Here is a 17,196-nt window from a genome sequence, read left to right as displayed (position 1 = left end):
GCCTCGGTGCGTTGAACGTCGTCGCAATCAGAATTTCCCCTGCCAGCCGACAACCACGGAGTCGTTGCGCCTGAAGAAACCGCCCAAGGTGTTGTTGGCTCCGCTGAACAAGTGGGCTGCCAGATAGATTTCCTGCTGATCGATGCCGGTGTAGCTCAGTCGTGGATTGATATACAGATCGCGGTCGTTGAGCCCCATTGCAAAACGCAGATCGGCACGCCAGCGCCCATTGGCAAAAGGATGCTCGATCTCACCGGTGAAGCTGTAGATCCGGGTGCGATCCAGCACGGGCTGGTTGGTGAACGTTCGATGGCCTGCCAGTTGCAGCGTCACACGCGTTTCGCTGTCACCAGGGAAGAATTCAGCGCCGATCACGATGTCGAGTGCCGGGTCGGTTCGGTACTGAAAGGTCTGTGTCGTCAGGGGCACGGCGCTGTTCACGGCGACCTCCATGCGCCACGTGGCACCCATGCGTTCTGTCTCCAGTTCGGCACCCAGCACGGTGCTGAACGGGTGCACCGCCTGCAGCACGACCGGTGCGCCGGGAATCACTTTGTAATAGGGCTGTGACTGCCGCACGCGCTGGACGTTGAAGCCATAGTCGAAGCCCTGGCCCTCGGCTGTCAAACGCAGGCCGGCGCCACCGGCCCCGTTGATGTCCGCCTTGACCACGCGCGCGCCCACGATGCCCGGCAGGTTTCCAATGCCCAGAATCCGACCGTTGACCGTGTCCACCGGGTTCCACACGCTATTGGCGTGCGGCATGACTGCATCATCAAACACGGGGAGCAGCACGCCATCGAGCTTGAAGCCTTCGCCAAAGTACTCCGTGCGCACTGCGGGCACCGCACGTCGACGATCGGGCAGTTTGTCGAGAACGCCTCGTGAAAAGTCCACCCGGCTCATGCGATCGGTTGGTGAGATCTCGTCAACCCGTCCCCACAGGACGTTTTGAGTTCCCAAGGTTACGCGAAGATCTTTTTGCTGCCAGCGCAGGTAGTTCTCGGTGTAGTCGAGCCGAACGCGTTCGAAATCGCTGCTCCCGTTCTGCGAATGGGCATCGAGTCGCGCGCCCAGTGCATAGCTCCAGTCCCCGGAGTCGCCGCGCAGGCTCACGGCCCCATGCGCCAGGACGCTGCCCGATGCGCCAGGTTCGTCGGTAAACCCGCCGATTTCCAGCCGCAGCGCGTCCACCTTGAGGCCTTGATCTTGAGCCCTTGTCGGCATGGCTGCCATCATCCCCAGCATCACCAGCCCGGTCGTCGCCCAGGCGTTGCGCATTTGCTGACCCCTCATGGAAATTGCTCCTACTTTGATTGAAGTTTGGGTGTTGTTTTTGACGCTGCAATCGCCACGCATCTGCAAACCGAGCTTGTCAAGGGCGAAATTCTCGTTCCACCCGTTCTTCTGCCAGCGCGCGTGACGTGAACAGCGACTCTGGCAGATTCCGGTCATACAGCACACGTCCCACCGTCAAGCGGGTCTGGTGACCGCTTGCGAGGTCGTTCAGTGTGCTGTCCATCACCGTCCAGTACCCCTGAATCTGTTCGCGTTTTACAACCAGAAGGCGCTTGCTCGGCTGATCGGCGTTGCGCTCGAAGAAGTCGATTCGCAAGGGCAGCAGGCTTTTGGGGTCAATCCAGCTCACGCGGCGAACGTAGACGGAATTGCTGGCGTCCACCGGCACACTCTCGAGCATCTCGCAGTCGGTGTCGCCCACACGCTCCCGGCCCAGCAACCGATGGGCATCCATCGTCGGCTTGCGGTCGCGCAGGTCTTCAAAATAGTAGTCGGAGTTGACGAAACGTCCCCCTTTGCGGTTGGAGTCGACCCGTCGCACGCGCTGCATGGCCGGCAGGTAGATCCACTGGTTGGACACGCCGCCTGCGCCATCGATGGTCAGCAGCCCTGTGCCCTGAATATCCGCGGGATCGGTGAACCTGATCAGAGTCGACACTTGGCTACCCGCCGCGCTGGCGCGAAACACCACCATGCCACGAATTCGCGCCGGCTTGCCTTCCTCCGTGAGGGACATGGTCACTGCAGACGTTGAGTCCTTGCCGTCAGGGCGGTCATGTACGCGCTGAGCGAGCTTGGCGCCATCGTCGGCCAACACGGCTGAGGAGAGCAGCAGCGCGGTCAGAAAGACGAGCCCCATCGCGCGCCGGCAGGCGGCCCGTTGCTCAGTTCCCGCTCCACCCGGTGCTGTCCACAAGGATCCGAGCCATGAATACCAGACCGTTGCTGCCATGCTCGCCCCCTCCGTTTGTCTGTCAGGCGGCCAGTCTAACGCAGGCACTTTGCTGCCAGCCTGGTGCCATGGTGTCGAAAGGAAACATCCCGAAATCAAGCGTCCGCCGACATTTTTTCCAGTCGTTTCTTGGCCACGAAGCTCTTGAGACGTTGCAGCGGATTGCGGTTGCCCATCCACAGCCGCCGGTGATGAAAGCGCGACAGGCGCGCATCCAGGTAGGTGTACCAAGGCACACACTGCAGGTCTTGCGGGTGGAGGAGGGCAACGAGCGCCTGCGTGGTGATGAAACCCGTGCACAGCTTGCAACCCGCAATGGAGCTGGGCCCCTTGCGCGCTTTCAGATTGATCGTCTTCGGGTCCAGATACTTCAAGTGGTGGAGCTCTGGCGCGAAGCCCAGCATGAACTGGACGATCTTCTCGTCGTCCGACATCTCAGGCTTGATGGCGAAATAGTCCGTGTACGACATGCCCTTGGGGCCGAATGCCAAGACCCCGGCGCCCAGGCCCAACGGCACGGCGGCAATGGTGCTCAGACCCCGGGCGGTGGCCGCGTTCACCAGCAGGGGGTGCATGTCGACAGCGAAGGCATCGATCGCGTCCACGGCCAGATCGACGCCCTCCAGGAAGGCGTCGATGTTGCCCGCGGTGATGCCATCACTGAATTTCTTGATGCGTAACTCGGGATTGATCGCGAGCGCCATCTCCACCATCACGTCGAGCTTGCGGCGGCCGATCGTCTCGGTGTTGGCGCCGTACTGACGGTTGAAGTTGAACACTTCGAACTCGTCGAATTCCGCCAAGTGAAAACCGCCCACGCCTGCACGGACGAGGCTGATCAGATAGTCGCCACCCACGCCGCCCATGCCGGCAATGGCAACCGTGCAGTTGCGCAGGCGATCATGTTCTGGGGTACTGACCACGCCGATGTTGCGGCTGAAGGCGTCTGCGTAGTTGAAGTGAGACAAGTGACCTCCTTGTGTTTGTGCATATGGTGGCACCATTTGGCGGTGCCACCTCGGGCATGAGGATAGGCAGACACGCAAGCTGGAACCAACGAGTGGATGGAGATGGGAGTTTGTCGGGTTTTTTTACAGCTAATGCGTGCGAAAAGTGTGCTTCTCAACTTGAGCTTTGTTTCTTTTAAGTTTTTTACCTCTGGCACGCATTCTGCTTAGTTTGCAGTAGGTCCGACGCTTTTCGCCCAACATCCTCAAGGAGCTTAATCATGAAATTCAAGAAGTCCGCCGCATCGGTGCTCGCCGCAGCCTCACTGCTGATCGCATCTGGAGCCGCCAACGCTGGTGTGGTCAACGTGGGCGGTATCGTTTGGGATACCGACTCAATGTTTGATTTTTCCGCAAACAGCACGCTGGTTGAAAACGTCGCAGTCGATATCGGCCAGACGATTTCTGGTTGGGGCCGCATCACAACGATCAATACTGAAGCCAGTTCGTCGTTCTGCCCTTCTGGTTGCGAGTTGACCTATGTGTTCTCGGGCTACACCCTGTTGAATGATCTCACCCCAGCAGTTGGTGAGGATTTCTTCTTCAGCGGTGGCACCTTGGACTTCTATGTGTCGGCGGCCAACTCTGTCTTTGACAACCCGGCAACGTTCTCCGACGGCGCTCTGTGGTTGAGTTTGGTAGGAGCTGACCCATTGGGTGCTGGCTACACGTTGTCTGGTTCCATCACTGGCGTGAGCGCCCTTGGCGTGATCCTCAACGGTGAAGGCTCTGGGTTCCTGGACGTTGTGGGTGGTGTTGCTGCACCTTACTTCGACACCAACGGCCAGTTCGGTGCCGACTTCAACTACACCTCGTCATTCACCCCGTTGCCCGTTGCCATCGGCGACAAGACCCATCTGGGTTCGGCAAACATCACCGGTGATTCCACCGAAGTGCCAGAACCAGGCGCACTCGCTCTGTTGGGCCTCGGCCTGGCCGCCATCGGTGCAGTGCGCCGCAGCAAGAAGAACGCATAACCATTCAGGTTTGCCAAAAAAACCGCGCAGGATCTGCGCGGTTTTTTTTCGTCGGTTCGGCAGCGGTGAATGGCTTCAGGTCAGCTCAGGAAGAAGAGCTCCGAATGAGGATGAAGTCAGCGAGGATTTGTTCGGCTCCCGCCAAGTGATCGTATCCGTATCGCCAAGGACTGTTGCCTCCTCCATGCCGAACAGGAATTTGTACAGGCAAGAGTTGCGGCTCGCGAGTCCGGAGCGCAAGGCGTTGGCGCCGATGAGGTATGGTTGACGCGCGGGTTGGACCGCCGTGTTGATCGGCCCCGCCTCGTGAAACGGAAAACCGAGGCGGTTGAGCATCCGCGACAGCGAGGGCTCCATGGCTGCGTAGCAATGAGTGATGCCGTGCTCACTGGCCAAGCGAAACACTTCCCTATACAAACCAAGGGCAACGGTGGGTCCGTCGCGTTTGATTTCTTTGGTGAGGTCGTCGGCTGGGCCTGAGGGCAGGGCTGGTCCCACCAGTTGGGTGTCGCGGCGATACCTGCGCAGTTTGCTCGAGATGGCGAGACGGCCGATTTCACCCACCAGATCTACTTCCGAACTCGGCTTGCTGTGCAGCTTGTAGCGCGACAGGACATTGAGTCCGCGTGGGCTCGGCAGGATGAGGCGTGCGCACCCCACTGCTTCACCCGTTTCCACCGAGCGGCACAGCACGTGAACGCTGTGCGCGTCGAAATCGTCTGTCTCCAGCGGGCGTTTGCCTGCTCTGTCCTCGCAAGAAGGCAAGCGACCGAGCTCCGCGCAGAAAACTTCATGTCTCAGAGCGCAGTACTCTTCGTACTCCTCGGTACCTGGGCTCACGACCGAGTATTTATATTTTTGCGCCAGCATCGATGTTCTCCGCAGTGCGCCCGAAGGCACCTGATTTATATAGGTTGCACTCGCATCCCCAACGCAGCGACGATACCTTGATGAGGTGTGCTTTGCGGGCGCTGAAATGTAACTGCAGCCGCCGAAATGTAAGGCCAAAATAGGCGGGGATTTCCAATCTACTTAACGGCACTGCCATGTGCGAAGCCAGCGTAACCCGTTCACCTTATTCCCTTGAGCCATTGCAAGACGAATGACTCTGTCTGGCGACTGGCGGTCGAAGATGAGCAGGTGTGATCGGCGCGATCAATGGTCGACTTGGACACGACCGGCCGTTCAAGGAGTCCATTCCACCGTGCGTCGCTTTGAGCGTGTTCAACGAACTCCTTCGCAACGAGATCTCGTTCACTCAGCAAGAGCAGGATCGGGCCTGTAAAGGTCCGCCAGCCTTGCGCCATGGCATCCGGAAAACTGGACGGGCCAGTATTCTTCGCTCGAATGGTCCGCAAGCTGTTGCCCAGCTCTCGCACAGCCCGCCACCCGACCTGGCCGCCGAACAATTTGCGCCAGAACGCAGGCTCCGCAAGTCTCCACAAGTAGTAGTGTTTGACCTGTGCTCGGGCAAGACTTGCCTCGGAGCGCACCCAAGGGTTGAGAAGAGCAAGGCCAGCCACGCGCTGATCGTTCGTGCTTTGTGTGTAAAGGAGACTGGCCGACGCACCGTCACAAAGTCCGCACAGCACAACTTGACTCACGTCGGGACAGTGCTCGTGAATGGCGTTGATGGCGGCAGCGATGTGCGTCGAGGTGTCTTCAAACGATATCGGTTCACCTGGGCTGTCGCCCATCCCGGGAAAGTCAAAGCGAAGCACCGGGTAGCCCGCGCCGGCCAAGTGGCGTGCGATCTGCACAAATTGCCTGTGGCTGCCTACTCGGTACTGAGCACCACCCACCACCACCACCACGGCTGTGTGTTGCCGTTCTGCATGGGAGTCCGGCATGCTGACGATGCCCAGCATGTCGGCTTGTGGACCGGGTATGCCGATGGCTTTCTCGTGGACATTCATGGCGGCTGGGTGTTGTTCGATCGAGCTCAGTCTGCCGCCATGGTCGCCAAGGTGGTGCTGATCAAGGCCGGGGCGTCTTCCGTGGTCACTGTCTGCCAGAAGGCAGGGGCCTTGATCGCCTGGGCGTTCACTTGCCAGCCGGCGATTCGCCACGCAGACAGTTCTTTTTCAGACGAAGGGCTCATTGCAGTGTCTGCCTGTTTGGCCAGTTCAATCCATATCACTCGGCCGCAGGCTTTTGTGGCGGGAGGCAGAAGGCGGGCGTGCGCCATGCTTTGAGCCATTGCTGGACTGATGGTGTATCCAGCGATTTCCACGGCCTGGCCTTGCGCGAGGCGTTGGGCTGGTGACTGTTCGTCAGGTTTGCCTGAACCAAGCCATTGTCCCGCAGTGTGCAGGCGGGTGAATTGCTGCAGCATCTGCTGGCCACTCACCACGGGTTGCCAGAGCAGCAAGTTGGCTGGTTCGGTCAGTGTCTGGAGAAATTCCGTGGCCAGCAAGGCGCCCGCGCGCATGCCCCAGATCCAGAGTGGACCGCTGGCGGATTGGCTCAGCCACCGGTGCGCCAGTGCGGCGTCTTCCAACCAGGTGGCCCAGGTGGCGTCTGCAAAATCGCCCGAACTGTCGCCGCAGCCGGTCAAATCGATCTGCAGGACCGCATACCCGGCAGCCGCCAGCGCTCGCGCTTGTTGTGCGACCACGCGGCGGGTGGTGTTGAGCTCTTCGGCAAAGGGGTGCAAATACAGGATGCGTCCGCGTCGAGCGCTCCCCCTGGCCGGGTGGAACAGGCAAAAACGCTGACCGGCGCTGGGTGCCTGCGGGTCAACGGGCAGAAAAAAAGCGTGGGGAAGGGCAGTGCGCCCTTGCTGACTCATGTGGCCTGGCCGGCCAGATGGTGTTGAACGAGGTCGCTCAGGCTGCCCACGGTGGCGAATACTTCTGCGTTGAGATCGTCATCGCTGAAAGCAATGCCGAAATGGCTTTCCAGATCGGTGATCAGTGCCAACACAGCCATGGAGTCGAGTTCGGGAAGCGAGCCCAGAAGCTGTGTGGTGGGCCCGAAGGCGGCGGTGCGCCCCTGGAGGTTGAGAGCGTCGTCCAGCACGCGCAAGACCTGTTCGTACACGTTCATGGAATTGAGGCCTGGTTGGGGAACGAAATGTGTGCGCAGAATTGCACTCGATTCTAAAGAACTGCGCGCCACTGGCCCATGAGCGTGGTCGGCCTGTCTGGCTTGATGCCTTAACATGCGCCGCATGCCCACAGAGAGAGAATCCAGCGAAAGCTATCCCCCGGTTTTGCTGCACGAGTTGCCGCTTCGGGCAGCCGCCTTCTGGGCTGCGCGGGAAGCCTTGACGGCAGGAGCGGTGCGGCTTTCCTATGGCGAGCTGGGCGATGCGGTGTCGGATCTTGCGTCGGGGCTGTTGCACCTGGGATTGCCCAGCGCAAGCCGCGTGGCGGTGTTTCTGGAGAAGCGCGTCGAGGCTGTGGTAAGCAGCTTTGCCGTGCCAGCGGCGGGTGGGATTCTGGTGCCGGTGAACCCGCTCCTGAAGGCGGCCCAGGTTGCTCACATTCTTCAAGACGCTGGTGTGCGGGTGTTGGTGACGTCAGCGTCTCGACTGAACGCCTTGTGGCCCGCGCTGAGCGAATGTCCAACCCTGCAGCACGTGGTGATCTGTGATGACATCGATTCGCCTCAAGTAGCGCATTTCAAGCTCCATGCCTGGACCGATGCGCTGGCCGCCCCCCGGCAGGTGTTGCCCCATGGCCTTGAGACCGACGTGGCTGCGATCTTCTACACCTCGGGCAGCACGGGGCAGCCCAAGGGCGTGGTGCTCTCGCACCGCAATATGGTGGCGGGAGCCACCAGCGTGGCCAGCTACCTGCACAACCGACCCGACGACACACTGCTCGCCGTGTTGCCCTTGTCGTTCGATGCGGGCTTCAGTCAGTTGACCACCGCGTTTCTGGTGGGAGCGCGCGTCGTCTTGCTCAACTACCTGCTGCCACGCGATCTGTTGACGGCGATGTCCAAAGAGCGCGTGACGGGCTTGACGGCCGTGCCGGCGCTTTTCATGCAACTTGCGGCGCTGGACTGGCCTGCTGAAGCCTCTCAGCACTTGCGCTACTGGGCGTGCACGGGTGGGCGCATGCCCCGGGCGACGCTGGATCGCATGCGGCAGATGGTGCCTGCTGCGCAAGCCTTCCTGATGTACGGATTGACCGAGGCGTTTCGCTCCACCTACCTGCCGCCCTCCGAAGTGGATCGGCGACCGGACTCAATCGGCAAGGCCATACCGAACGCAGACATTCGTGTGCTGCGAGCAGACGGGACTGAGTGTGAGGTGGACGAGCCGGGCGAACTGGTGCACCGTGGGCCGCTGGTGGCGTTGGGCTATTGGCGCAGGCCGGAAGAAACGGCTTTGCGCTTCCGCGCGCTGCCTGATGGACTCAGGGCGGGGGGCGACAAGCTCGCCCGTCCCGAGATTGCCGTTTTCTCCGGCGATACCGTGCGACGCGATGCCGACGGTTTTCTGTATTTCGTTGCTCGCCGGGACGAGATGATCAAGACCTCGGGCTACCGTGTGAGCCCGACCGAAGTCGAAGAGGCTGTGTACGCGAGCGGTTTGGTGCACGAAGTGCTGGCCGTGGGTGTGCCGCATGCCCAGCTGGGGCAGGTCATTCTCGTGGCTGCGGTGGCTGCCAAAGCGCAAGACACCGCCGCGTTGCTGGCGCACTGCAAGAGCACCTTGCCCGCTTACATGGTGCCGGCAGGTGTGCATTGGCATGCGCAGGCCCTGCCGCGAAACGCCAATGGAAAGCTCGACCGCGCCCGCTGGAAAGCGGACTGGGAAAGCACTGAAGGAAAGAAGAACGATGAGACCTTCTGAGACGATCCGCGGTGAGCTGTGTGTGGGGGGCGTACCGCTGTCGCGCCTGGCCGAACGCGTTGGGCAGACTCCTTTTTATGCTTACGACCGCCGACTGCTGGTCGAGCGCGTGGCGTCTGTGCGAGAAGCCTTGCCTGCAGGCATCGGATTGCACTACGCCGTGAAGGCCAATCCCCTGCCCGCGCTGGTGGGATTCATGCGAACCTTGGTGGATGGCCTGGATGTGGCCTCCGCTGGCGAGATGGCCGTGGCGCTCGATGCGGGCGCCGACCCGGTGCACGTGAGCTTCGCTGGCCCGGGCAAGCGCGAGCCGGAGATCGCCCAAGCCGTGGCTGCGGGCGTGCTCGTCAATCTGGAGTCGTTCCGGGAGGTCGAGCTGCTGGCGCGTGCGTCACAACGCCTGGGGCTGCCCGCCCGCGTGGCCGTTCGCGTGAATCCCGACTTCGATCTGCGCGGTGCCGGCATGCGCATGGGCGGTGGTGCCAAGCCTTTCGGGGTGGATGCCGAGCAGGTGCCACTGGTGCTCAGGGCAATCGGCGATGCGGCTTTGCAGTTTGAAGGCTTCCATCTGTATCCGGGCTCGCAGAACCTCAATGGCGAATCGATCGCGGAGGCGCTTCGCCAATGTCACCAGCTCGTGGTGCGCCTGGCCGCAACTGCGCCGGCGCCGGTGAGGCAGGTGAACTTCGGAGGGGGGTGGGGCATTCCATATTTCCCGGGCGAAAAGGCGCTGGATCTGGCGCCGGTGGCCGAAGCACTGATGGGCATCAAGAACAGCATGGCCAGCGAGTTGCCGGGCGGCCAGCTGGTGCTGGAACTCGGGCGATACCTGGTGGGCGAGGCTGGGGTGTATGTGGCCCGCGTGCTGGATCGCAAGGTGTCACGCGGCCAGGTGTTTCTGGTCACAGACGGTGGCCTTCACCATCACCTTGCGGCCTCTGGCAATTTCGGACAAGTGATCCGTCGCAACTACCCCGTCTGCATCGGCACGCAAATGGACTCCGCAGAGCGCGAAAAAGCGTCCATCGTCGGACCCCTGTGCACGCCGCTGGACATGCTGGCCGATCGAGCCGAGCTTGCCCCGGCTCACCCCGGTGATCTGGTGGTGGTCTACCAATCAGGCGCTTACGGACCGAGCGCCAGCCCACAGGCCTTTCTCGGCCATCCACGCTGCGCGGAAGTCCTGGTTTGAAGGTGCGCAGTGCCTTGCGGCAGGCGCGTTGGAACGTCGCCATGCCAGGGCTGCTGCTGTTGCTGAGCGCCTGTCTTGCGCTTGCCTCGTTGGGTTTGGCGGTGCAGCATCCCGTCGCGCCACTGGCGCTGCCGCTGGCCATCCTGTTGCTCATCTTGTGGAACGCCACCTGCCCTCAGACCTTGTGGTTCCTTCTCCCGGCGGCCTTGCCAGTGATGAGTTTCACGCCCTGGACCGGGTGGTGGCTGCTTGATGAATCCGATGTACTGGTGCTGGCGTGCCTGGCTGGCGCTTTCGCTCGTTGGGGGATCGATGTTCAGCGCTGTCGGAGTGAGGTGTGCAAGCCCTTGCGCGGGTCACTTGCGGCGGTGTGGGGTACGGTTGCCCTGTCCTTGTTGGTGGGCGTGTTGCGCGGTGCAGAAGACGCTGGGGTCGACTGGACAACGATCCCGGTCTGGAATGAAGCCATGTATGCCGGCTACGACAGCGCATGGAACACCTGGCGCGTCGCAAAGAGCCTGGTCTGGGCATTGCTCATCGCCTTGCTCTTGCATGCGCCAGGTGCCGCAGACAGGCAAGGGTCTGCTCGTCTGGTGGCTCGCGGCATGGTCGTGGGTTTGGGACTGGTCGGCGCGATTGCCATCTGGGAGCGCGCCGTCTACGCCGGCCTCTTTGATTTCAGCCATGCCTATCGCACCAGCGCGTGGTTCTGGGAAATGCATGTGGGCGGCGGCGCGATCGACGCCTACCTGGCGATGGCGGTACCGTTTGCGGTCTGGGCGATGTGGACGGCAACAACCACGCGGCGCTGGGTTGGCGCCAACATCTTGACGGTGCTGTCGGTCTACGTCGTGCTTACTACATATTCGCGGGGCGTCTACATGGCGGTGTTGATCGCGTTGCTGTTCATGGGCATCACAGCTTGGCGATTCAAGCTGGCGCCCGCCGCCGGCCTGGCCTGGGGTCGTCGGACTCTGCTGGCCATGGTGTCAACCCTGATTCTTGAAAGTGCGTTCGTTTTGAGCGGCGGCTCGTTCATGGCCGATCGCCTGGCGCAGTCTGACTCGGACCTCGTCGGCCGAATGGAGCATTGGCGCTCTGGCCTTGGCCTGCTGAAGTCACCCGATGCGTGGATGACCGGATTGGGCATTGGGCGATTTTCCGCACATTACAGCCGCGAAGTTCCAACTGGGCACTATCCAGGCGAAGCCTTGTGGCAGGGAAATGCAGGGAATCAGACCCATGTCTTGCTCTCGGGTCGGCACGACAGTGGGCAGCACGCTGACTTGTTTGCGTTGACACAACGCGTCGATCTGACGGAGGCAGGCAGCATTCATGTACGCTTGCGGGCAACCGGTGAGCGTCCATCGACGCTGCTGGTGAGCCTGTGCGAGCGACACTTGCTCTACGATTTCTCATGCCAAAGGCGATGGGTCTCGCTGAAGCCGCAGTCAGACGCGGGGAATGGCTGGATCGAGTTGAGGATGGGTAGAAGCCTCTTTGAAGGAAGAAGCGGCGTCGCCGGATTGCGGGAGAGCGTGCTTGCACTCTCATCCATGCAGGTCAGGAAGGCCATTCGCATCGAGAGTGTTGAACTGTGGGATTCGAGCGGTCGGCAGCGCCTTCGCAATACCAATTTTTCCAAAGGCCTGCAACACTGGCTACCGATGGCTCAAGGACAATTTGAGCCTTGGCACATCGATAATCTTTATCTTGATGTGCTGATCGAGAGAGGGTTGTTGGGCCTTGTCATCCTTGCTGTCTGGGTCTTGTGGGCTTTGCTCGGTCTTTGGGAAAAGCTGCGGCAAGGCGACTCGGTGGCATGGGCCATGGCCGCTTCCATGGTGGGCGTGTTGAGTCTTGGAGCCGTGATCAGTGTCACGGAAGTGCCGCGTGTGACCTTGATACTGATGATTTTGTTGTGGTCAAGTGGCGGATTTCGTGGACAAATAGAGGATGTTTCACGGTGTAACAGGTTGTAGTCCTTTGCATTACGCTGTAATGTCGTCGACGACGTTGTCCGTCCCGCAGCGCTGTCACTCGAAAATACACAGGGACTTCCGTTTTGATCAAGATTTTTAACCACTATTTCCATCGAAGAACGGTGCTCCAGGTCATGCTTGACATGGGGCTGGTGGTTGGTGCGCTGATGCTGGCGCTGTTCGTTCAGTCCAATCCTGCGTTGCTGGGCGCCTCTGTGGTGACCGAAGGATTGTCCCGTGGAGTGTTGATGGCGCTGGGCATGCTGGCCGTGAATTCAGCCCTGGGTTTCTATGAACGCACCCGGAGCAAGACCACCGGCCAGATGCGTGCACGGGCCGTGTTGTCTTTTGTACTGTCGGGCGTCATCGCCCTCGCCGTACTTTGGTTGTTGCCTTTGGAGCCGTCCTACGACGCCAAGTGGGTGGCCTTGATCGTGCTGGGTACGACGGGCTTCATGCTGACCCACCGAGTACTCGTGGGCGAAATGCTGCCCAAATCGATCACGCGCCGCAAGGTTCTGGTTTATGGCACCGGTGAACGTGCCCAGATGGTCGGAAAGTCATTGACCCACGCCAGTGCGAACGTTGAACTCGTCGGTTACTTCGCCAGCCCCAACGAGACGGAGCACAAGGTGACCTCCTGGGCCACGCTTGCGCCCGGCGAGCGCCTCAACGATCTGGTCCAGCGGGCCGGGGTCGACGAGATCGTGGTCGCGTTGAGTGAGCGCCGCGGAGGCAGCATGCCCATGCGCGAACTGCTTGATTGCAAACTGCAAGGCGTGCGAGTGTCCGACATTGCTACTTACTTTGAACAGAATCTGGGACAAATCCGCCTGGAGTCAGCTTCGGCTGGCTGGCTCATTTTTGGCGAAGGTTTCAACCAGGGGTTCGTTCGCACATCGGTCAAGCGGCTTTTCGATATTGCAGGAGCCATCTTTCTGATATTGATCTCGTTCCCGATCATGATGATCACTGCGTTGGCGATCAAGCTGGAGAGCGCAGGTCCTGTCCTCTACCGACAGGAGCGTGTGGGCCTCAACAGCAAGACGTTCAGCGTCGTGAAGTTCCGCAGCATGCGCACCGACGCAGAAAAAGACGGTGTGCCCAAGTGGGCGACCGCCGCTGACAGCCGAGTGACGCGTGTTGGGCGGATCATCCGCAAGCTCCGCATCGACGAGTTGCCGCAGTTGTTTGGCGTGCTCAAAGGCGACATGAGTCTGGTAGGGCCTCGCCCTGAGCGGCCATATTTTGTCGACAAGCTCACGCAAGACATCCCTTTTTATGCAGTGCGGCACAGTGTCAAGCCTGGCGTAACGGGCTGGGCACAGGTGAGTTACCAGTACGGGGCTTCTCGCGAAGACACCGTCGAGAAGCTGCAATACGACCTCTACTACGTCAAGAACCACTCGCTTTTTCTTGATCTTGTGGTGCTCTTCGAGACCATCGGGGTTGTGTTGACGGGCAAAGGTGCCCAGTAAGTTTTTCCGAATCATGCTTGCGGGGCCAGCGGCATGAACGGCATCGGCAATTCGCTCATGGCCTGGGGCTTTGGTGCTGCGGCCCTTTGCTACGCTTTGCTCGCTGTGATGGTGGGCAAACAAGGCTACTGGAAGCCCCCCGCCAACAAACCAGGGATCGCCATCCTGCTGGCGGCTGCGCTCACCACACTATGGGCATGCCTGAGCCTTGTCGCTTTGGCGTTGCCGGTGTGGTGGGGCTGGGCAGCCGTGGCCGACATCTGTCGGTATGCGGCTTGGTTTGCCTTTGTGGTTCACCTGTTTCGCGCGAGCACGGAAAGAGGGCGGACTTTGGAGGAGGCGCCTTGGATGTCGCCCCTGGCCGTGGCGCTGCCGGTCCTCAGTCTTTTGGCTCTGATGTTTTCCGCGATCTGGTTCAAGGGAACCACCGGTGCGCCAGTCGGTCTGTTTCTCACGTTGATGTTGCTGGCCGTGATGGGGCTGGTTCTCGTGGAGCAGTTGTTTCGCAACCTGCCCGAAGACGCACTCTGGAGTGCAAAGCCCATCTGCCTGGGGCTTGCAGGCACATTCCTCTTTGATCTTTACTTGTTTTCTCAGGCGGTGCTCTTCAGCGGCATCGACGAGGACGCATGGAACATCCGTGGCCTCGTGCATGCTGCGTTGATGCCGCTGCTGCTGCTCTCCACCACCCGGCATCGCGACTGGATTTCCAAGATCCGCGTCTCGCGCAAGGTGGTGTTCCATTCGGCCACATTGCTGATGGCCGGCGGCTATCTCCTGTTCATTGCCGGCGTCGGTTATTACGTCCGCTATTTCGGTAGTGAATGGGGCCGATCGCTGCAGTTGGCGATGGTGTTTTTGGCACTCGTGTTGCTGATGGCACTCGCCCTCTCGCGAACCTTTCGTGCCCGGGTGCGGGTGATGTTGGGCAAGCACTTTTTCAGCTACCGGTACGACTATCGCGAAGAGTGGTTGAAGTTCACCCAAACCTTGTCGGCCAACACCGTGCCGGGGGAGATGGGTCTCAATGTGATTCGGGGCCTGGCGGACATGCTCGAGAGTCCCGCCGGAGTGCTGTGGCTGCGGCGTCCGGATGAGCAGCTCTATCGCCAGGTCGCGCGCTGGAATTTCCCGCACGTGTCCGAAACCGAACCGGTGGATTCAGCGTTGTTGACCTTCATGCGGCGAACAGGCTGGGTGGTCAATCTTGATGAGTACCGACTGCAGCCGGATCGGTACGAACACTTGAAGTTGCCAGAGTGGCTTGTGCTCCAGTCGCAAGCCTGGTTGTTGGTGCCCTTGTGGTTGGGTCATGAGTTGTTGGGTTTTGTGGTGCTGAGCAGCCCGCGCACGCGATTGGACGTGAATTGGGAGGTGACCGACTTGCTCAAGACGGCAGGGCGCCAGGCCGCCAGTTTTCTGGCGCAAGTGCAGTCGACTGAAGCTCTGTTGGAGGCTCGAAAATTTGAGGCCTTCAGTCGAATGTCGGCATTCGTCGTGCACGACCTGAAGAACATCGTGACCCAGCTTTCTCTGATGGTGAAGAACGCCAAACGGCTGAGTCATAACCCCGAATTTCAGGCGGACATGTTGATGACTGTCGAGAACTCCCTGGAGCGAATGCGCCAGTTGATGTTGCAGTTGCGGGAGGGGGCTGCCCCAGGAGGCGCAGCGGTGGGAGTGGACCTCGGTCGCATTGCTCATGGACTCGCATCCAGCGTGTCCCGCCGTGGGCGGCAACTGGAACTTCAGGTGGAGCCTCGCGTAGCAACGCGAGGGCATGAAGATCGTTTGGAGCGTGTCATGGGGCATCTTGTGAACAACGCGTTGGATGCCACTGAAGCTCAGCAGCGGGTCTGGCTCAAGATAGAGCGCTACGGCAGCCATGCGCGGGTGGAAGTCGGGGACAATGGGCTGGGCATGTCGGAGCAGTTTGTGCAGGAGCGACTGTTCAAACCGTTCCAGACGACCAAGGAGGCCGGCATGGGCATCGGCGCCTACGAAAGTTTTCAATACGTACAGGAGTTGGGCGGAAAGATGTCGGTAGACAGCAAGGAAGGAGCGGGAACCGTCGTCACTTTGCTGTTGCCGCTCATTGAATCGTTCCGCGAATCGGACTGGCATCAATTGGGAGAGGCATGAGCTCAGATAAAGGACCGCAATTGCTGATCGTCGAAGACGATCTCGCGCTGCAAAAACAGATCAAGTGGTCACTCGACCAATTCGCTTCGGTCACCGCCGATGACTGCGAGACTGCGCTGGTCCAACTCCGTCGCCATGCGCCTGCCGTGGTCACAATGGATCTGGGCCTTCCGCCTGACGCCGACGGCACATCCGAAGGATTCAAGTTGCTTGACCAGATGCTCGCCGCCGCACCAGACACGAAAGTGATCGTGCTCACCGGGCAGAACGGTCAGGCCAATGCACTCAAGGCCGTGGCCATGGGCGCCTACGACTTTCTCGCCAAGCCGTTTGAACCAGAGATGCTCAACCTCACCGTGGAGCGAGCCTTCCGTCTCCACGAACTGCAGACGGAGAATGCGCGACTGCAGTCCATGCGTCAGCCCGACACCTTGGCTGGCCTCATCACGCGGGACCCGGAGGTACTTCGCGTCTGCCGAACCATCGAAAAGGTGGCGAACAGTGGCGCGACCGTGATGCTGTTGGGCGAGAGTGGCACGGGCAAGGAGGTGCTGGCCCGTGGTTTGCACCAATCTTCCAACCGCAAGAACGGGCGGTTTGTTGCCATCAATTGCGCAGCGATTCCCGAGAATCTTCTCGAGAGCGAACTGTTTGGCTACGAAAAGGGCGCCTTCACTGGAGCGGCGAAGACCACCTTGGGCAAGATAGAGACAGCCAACGGCGGCACGCTCATGCTCGATGAGATCGGTGATCTGCCGATGCCGTTGCAAGCCAAGCTCTTGCGGTTTCTGCAGGAGCGCGTCATCGAGCGTGTGGGCGGACGCCAGGAGATTCCGGTGGATGTGCGCATCGTCTGCGCAACCCATCAAGACCTGAAGCAACTCACCACGGAGGCGCGGTTTCGCGAGGATCTCTACTACCGTCTGGCCGAGATCGTGGTCAATATTCCTCCGCTGAGGCAACGCGTGGGGGATGCCGCTTTGCTGGCCCATGCCTTTACCAAGCGTTTTGCGCAGGAACAAAACCGCCGCAACCTGTCTCTATCGGACGACGCGCTCAGAGCGATCGAGGCGCACTCCTGGCCCGGCAATATCCGAGAGCTTGAAAATTGCATCAAGCGTGCCACCATCATGGCCGATGGCTCGCAAGTGACGGCGGACGATCTGGGCCTGCCGGCCATCCTGGAGAGTGCCGCCGAGCAATCACTGGATTTGCGAGCGGTTCGGGACGAGGCCGAGAGAAGGGCCGTCATCGCTGCGGTGGCCAGGTCCAACGGCAATTTGCTCAGAGCGGCCGAACTGCTTGGAATCAGCCGCCCCACCTTGTACGACTTGATGCATCGCCTGGGCCTCAAGTGAAG

The 17,196-nt window shown here is 60.5% G+C and carries 14 protein-coding genes; 7 read left to right on the top strand and 7 right to left on the bottom strand.

Features of this window, described 5'->3' with window-relative positions; genetic code table 11:
* Positions 1-27: 27 nt before the first annotated feature.
* The 3 genes from ASE11_RS18010 to ASE11_RS18000 all read right to left on the bottom strand — a co-directional run bounded on the left by ASE11_RS18010 (position 28) and on the right by ASE11_RS18000 (position 3,219).
* On the bottom strand, positions 28-1,281 hold the full coding sequence (locus ASE11_RS18010) for a DUF1302 family protein (protein ID WP_162258063.1): 1,254 nt from the start codon (positions 1,279-1,281) through the stop codon (positions 28-30).
* Between the two features lie 94 nt (positions 1,282-1,375).
* Entirely contained in the window at positions 1,376-2,251 is an 876-nt protein-coding gene (locus tag ASE11_RS18005) for an outer membrane lipoprotein-sorting protein (RefSeq protein ID WP_200959379.1), read from the bottom strand.
* Between the two features lie 95 nt (positions 2,252-2,346).
* Positions 2,347-3,219, bottom strand: coding sequence for a ThiF family adenylyltransferase (locus tag ASE11_RS18000; RefSeq protein WP_082585834.1), 873 nt, complete (start codon positions 3,217-3,219; stop codon positions 2,347-2,349).
* Between the two features lie 260 nt (positions 3,220-3,479).
* Between ASE11_RS18000 and ASE11_RS17995 the strand changes: the two genes are divergently transcribed.
* Positions 3,480-4,235, top strand: coding sequence for a PEP-CTERM sorting domain-containing protein (locus tag ASE11_RS17995; RefSeq protein ID WP_056274847.1), 756 nt, complete (start codon positions 3,480-3,482; stop codon positions 4,233-4,235).
* A 75-nt stretch (positions 4,236-4,310) separates the two neighbouring features.
* Here ASE11_RS17995 and ASE11_RS17990 read toward each other — a convergent pair whose 3' ends face one another.
* The 4 genes from ASE11_RS17990 to ASE11_RS17975 all read right to left on the bottom strand — a co-directional run bounded on the left by ASE11_RS17990 (position 4,311) and on the right by ASE11_RS17975 (position 7,283).
* The gene (locus ASE11_RS17990) at positions 4,311-5,105 is read right to left on the bottom strand and encodes a PEP-CTERM/exosortase system-associated acyltransferase (RefSeq protein ID WP_056274844.1); all 795 of its coding nucleotides are present in this window, start codon (positions 5,103-5,105) and stop codon (positions 4,311-4,313) included.
* A 200-nt stretch (positions 5,106-5,305) separates the two neighbouring features.
* Entirely contained in the window at positions 5,306-6,151 is an 846-nt protein-coding gene (locus ASE11_RS17985; protein WP_056274843.1) for a hydrolase 1, exosortase A system-associated, read from the bottom strand.
* A gap of 26 nt (positions 6,152-6,177) precedes the next feature.
* Positions 6,178-7,026, bottom strand: coding sequence for a hydrolase 2, exosortase A system-associated (locus tag ASE11_RS17980; protein ID WP_056274841.1), 849 nt, complete (start codon positions 7,024-7,026; stop codon positions 6,178-6,180).
* Positions 7,023-7,283, bottom strand: coding sequence for an acyl carrier protein (locus ASE11_RS17975; protein ID WP_056274838.1), 261 nt, complete (start codon positions 7,281-7,283; stop codon positions 7,023-7,025). The genes ASE11_RS17980 and ASE11_RS17975 overlap by 4 nt, the downstream gene beginning before the upstream one ends.
* A 115-nt stretch (positions 7,284-7,398) precedes the next feature.
* On the opposite strand from ASE11_RS17975, the gene ASE11_RS17970 reads away from it, so the two are divergent.
* From ASE11_RS17970 to prsR, 6 genes are all read left to right on the top strand, one after another.
* Complete coding sequence (locus ASE11_RS17970; protein ID WP_082585833.1) at positions 7,399-9,042, top strand: acyl-CoA ligase (AMP-forming), exosortase A system-associated; 1,644 nt, start codon at positions 7,399-7,401, stop codon at positions 9,040-9,042.
* On the top strand, positions 9,029-10,234 hold the full coding sequence (locus ASE11_RS17965) for a pyridoxal-dependent decarboxylase, exosortase A system-associated (RefSeq protein WP_056274836.1): 1,206 nt from the start codon (positions 9,029-9,031) through the stop codon (positions 10,232-10,234). The genes ASE11_RS17970 and ASE11_RS17965 overlap by 14 nt, the downstream gene beginning before the upstream one ends.
* Positions 10,231-12,216 (top strand): O-antigen ligase family protein, encoded by a 1,986-nt coding sequence (locus tag ASE11_RS17960; RefSeq protein ID WP_156406405.1) that lies wholly within the window; start codon positions 10,231-10,233, stop codon positions 12,214-12,216. The genes ASE11_RS17965 and ASE11_RS17960 overlap by 4 nt, the downstream gene beginning before the upstream one ends.
* An 83-nt stretch (positions 12,217-12,299) precedes the next feature.
* On the top strand, positions 12,300-13,694 hold the full coding sequence (locus tag ASE11_RS17955; RefSeq protein WP_056274831.1) for a TIGR03013 family XrtA/PEP-CTERM system glycosyltransferase: 1,395 nt from the start codon (positions 12,300-12,302) through the stop codon (positions 13,692-13,694).
* Between the two features lie 33 nt (positions 13,695-13,727).
* Positions 13,728-15,836 (top strand): XrtA/PEP-CTERM system histidine kinase PrsK, encoded by a 2,109-nt coding sequence (prsK, locus tag ASE11_RS17950; protein WP_056274829.1) that lies wholly within the window; start codon positions 13,728-13,730, stop codon positions 15,834-15,836.
* Positions 15,833-17,194, top strand: coding sequence for a PEP-CTERM-box response regulator transcription factor (prsR, locus tag ASE11_RS17945; RefSeq protein ID WP_056274826.1), 1,362 nt, complete (start codon positions 15,833-15,835; stop codon positions 17,192-17,194). The genes prsK and prsR overlap by 4 nt, the downstream gene beginning before the upstream one ends.
* Positions 17,195-17,196: the final 2 nt, after the last annotated feature.

The organism is Hydrogenophaga sp. Root209 (genome assembly GCF_001428625.1).
GTDB lineage: Bacteria > Pseudomonadota > Gammaproteobacteria > Burkholderiales > Burkholderiaceae_C > Hydrogenophaga.
This window is presented reverse-complemented; position numbering and strand designations above follow the sequence as displayed.

Excerpts from the sequence above, each read along its gene's own strand:
- ASE11_RS18010 (WP_162258063.1), bottom strand. The coding sequence starts at position 1,281 with ATGCGCAACGCCTGGGCGACGACCGGGCTGGTGATGCTGGGGATGATG.
- ASE11_RS18005 (WP_200959379.1), bottom strand. The coding sequence starts at position 2,251 with ATGGCAGCAACGGTCTGGTATTCATGGCTCGGATCCTTGTGGACAGCA.
- ASE11_RS17995 (WP_056274847.1), top strand. The coding sequence starts at position 3,480 with ATGAAATTCAAGAAGTCCGCCGCATCGGTGCTCGCCGCAGCCTCACTG.
- ASE11_RS17990 (WP_056274844.1), bottom strand. The coding sequence starts at position 5,105 with ATGCTGGCGCAAAAATATAAATACTCGGTCGTGAGCCCAGGTACCGAG.
- ASE11_RS17985 (WP_056274843.1), bottom strand. The coding sequence starts at position 6,151 with ATGAATGTCCACGAGAAAGCCATCGGCATACCCGGTCCACAAGCCGAC.
- ASE11_RS17980 (WP_056274841.1), bottom strand. The coding sequence starts at position 7,026 with ATGAGTCAGCAAGGGCGCACTGCCCTTCCCCACGCTTTTTTTCTGCCC.
- ASE11_RS17975 (WP_056274838.1), bottom strand. The coding sequence starts at position 7,283 with ATGAACGTGTACGAACAGGTCTTGCGCGTGCTGGACGACGCTCTCAAC.
- ASE11_RS17970 (WP_082585833.1), top strand. The coding sequence starts at position 7,399 with ATGCGCCGCATGCCCACAGAGAGAGAATCCAGCGAAAGCTATCCCCCG.
- ASE11_RS17965 (WP_056274836.1), top strand. The coding sequence starts at position 9,029 with ATGAGACCTTCTGAGACGATCCGCGGTGAGCTGTGTGTGGGGGGCGTA.
- prsK (WP_056274829.1), top strand. The coding sequence starts at position 13,728 with ATGAACGGCATCGGCAATTCGCTCATGGCCTGGGGCTTTGGTGCTGCG.
- prsR (WP_056274826.1), top strand. The coding sequence starts at position 15,833 with ATGAGCTCAGATAAAGGACCGCAATTGCTGATCGTCGAAGACGATCTC.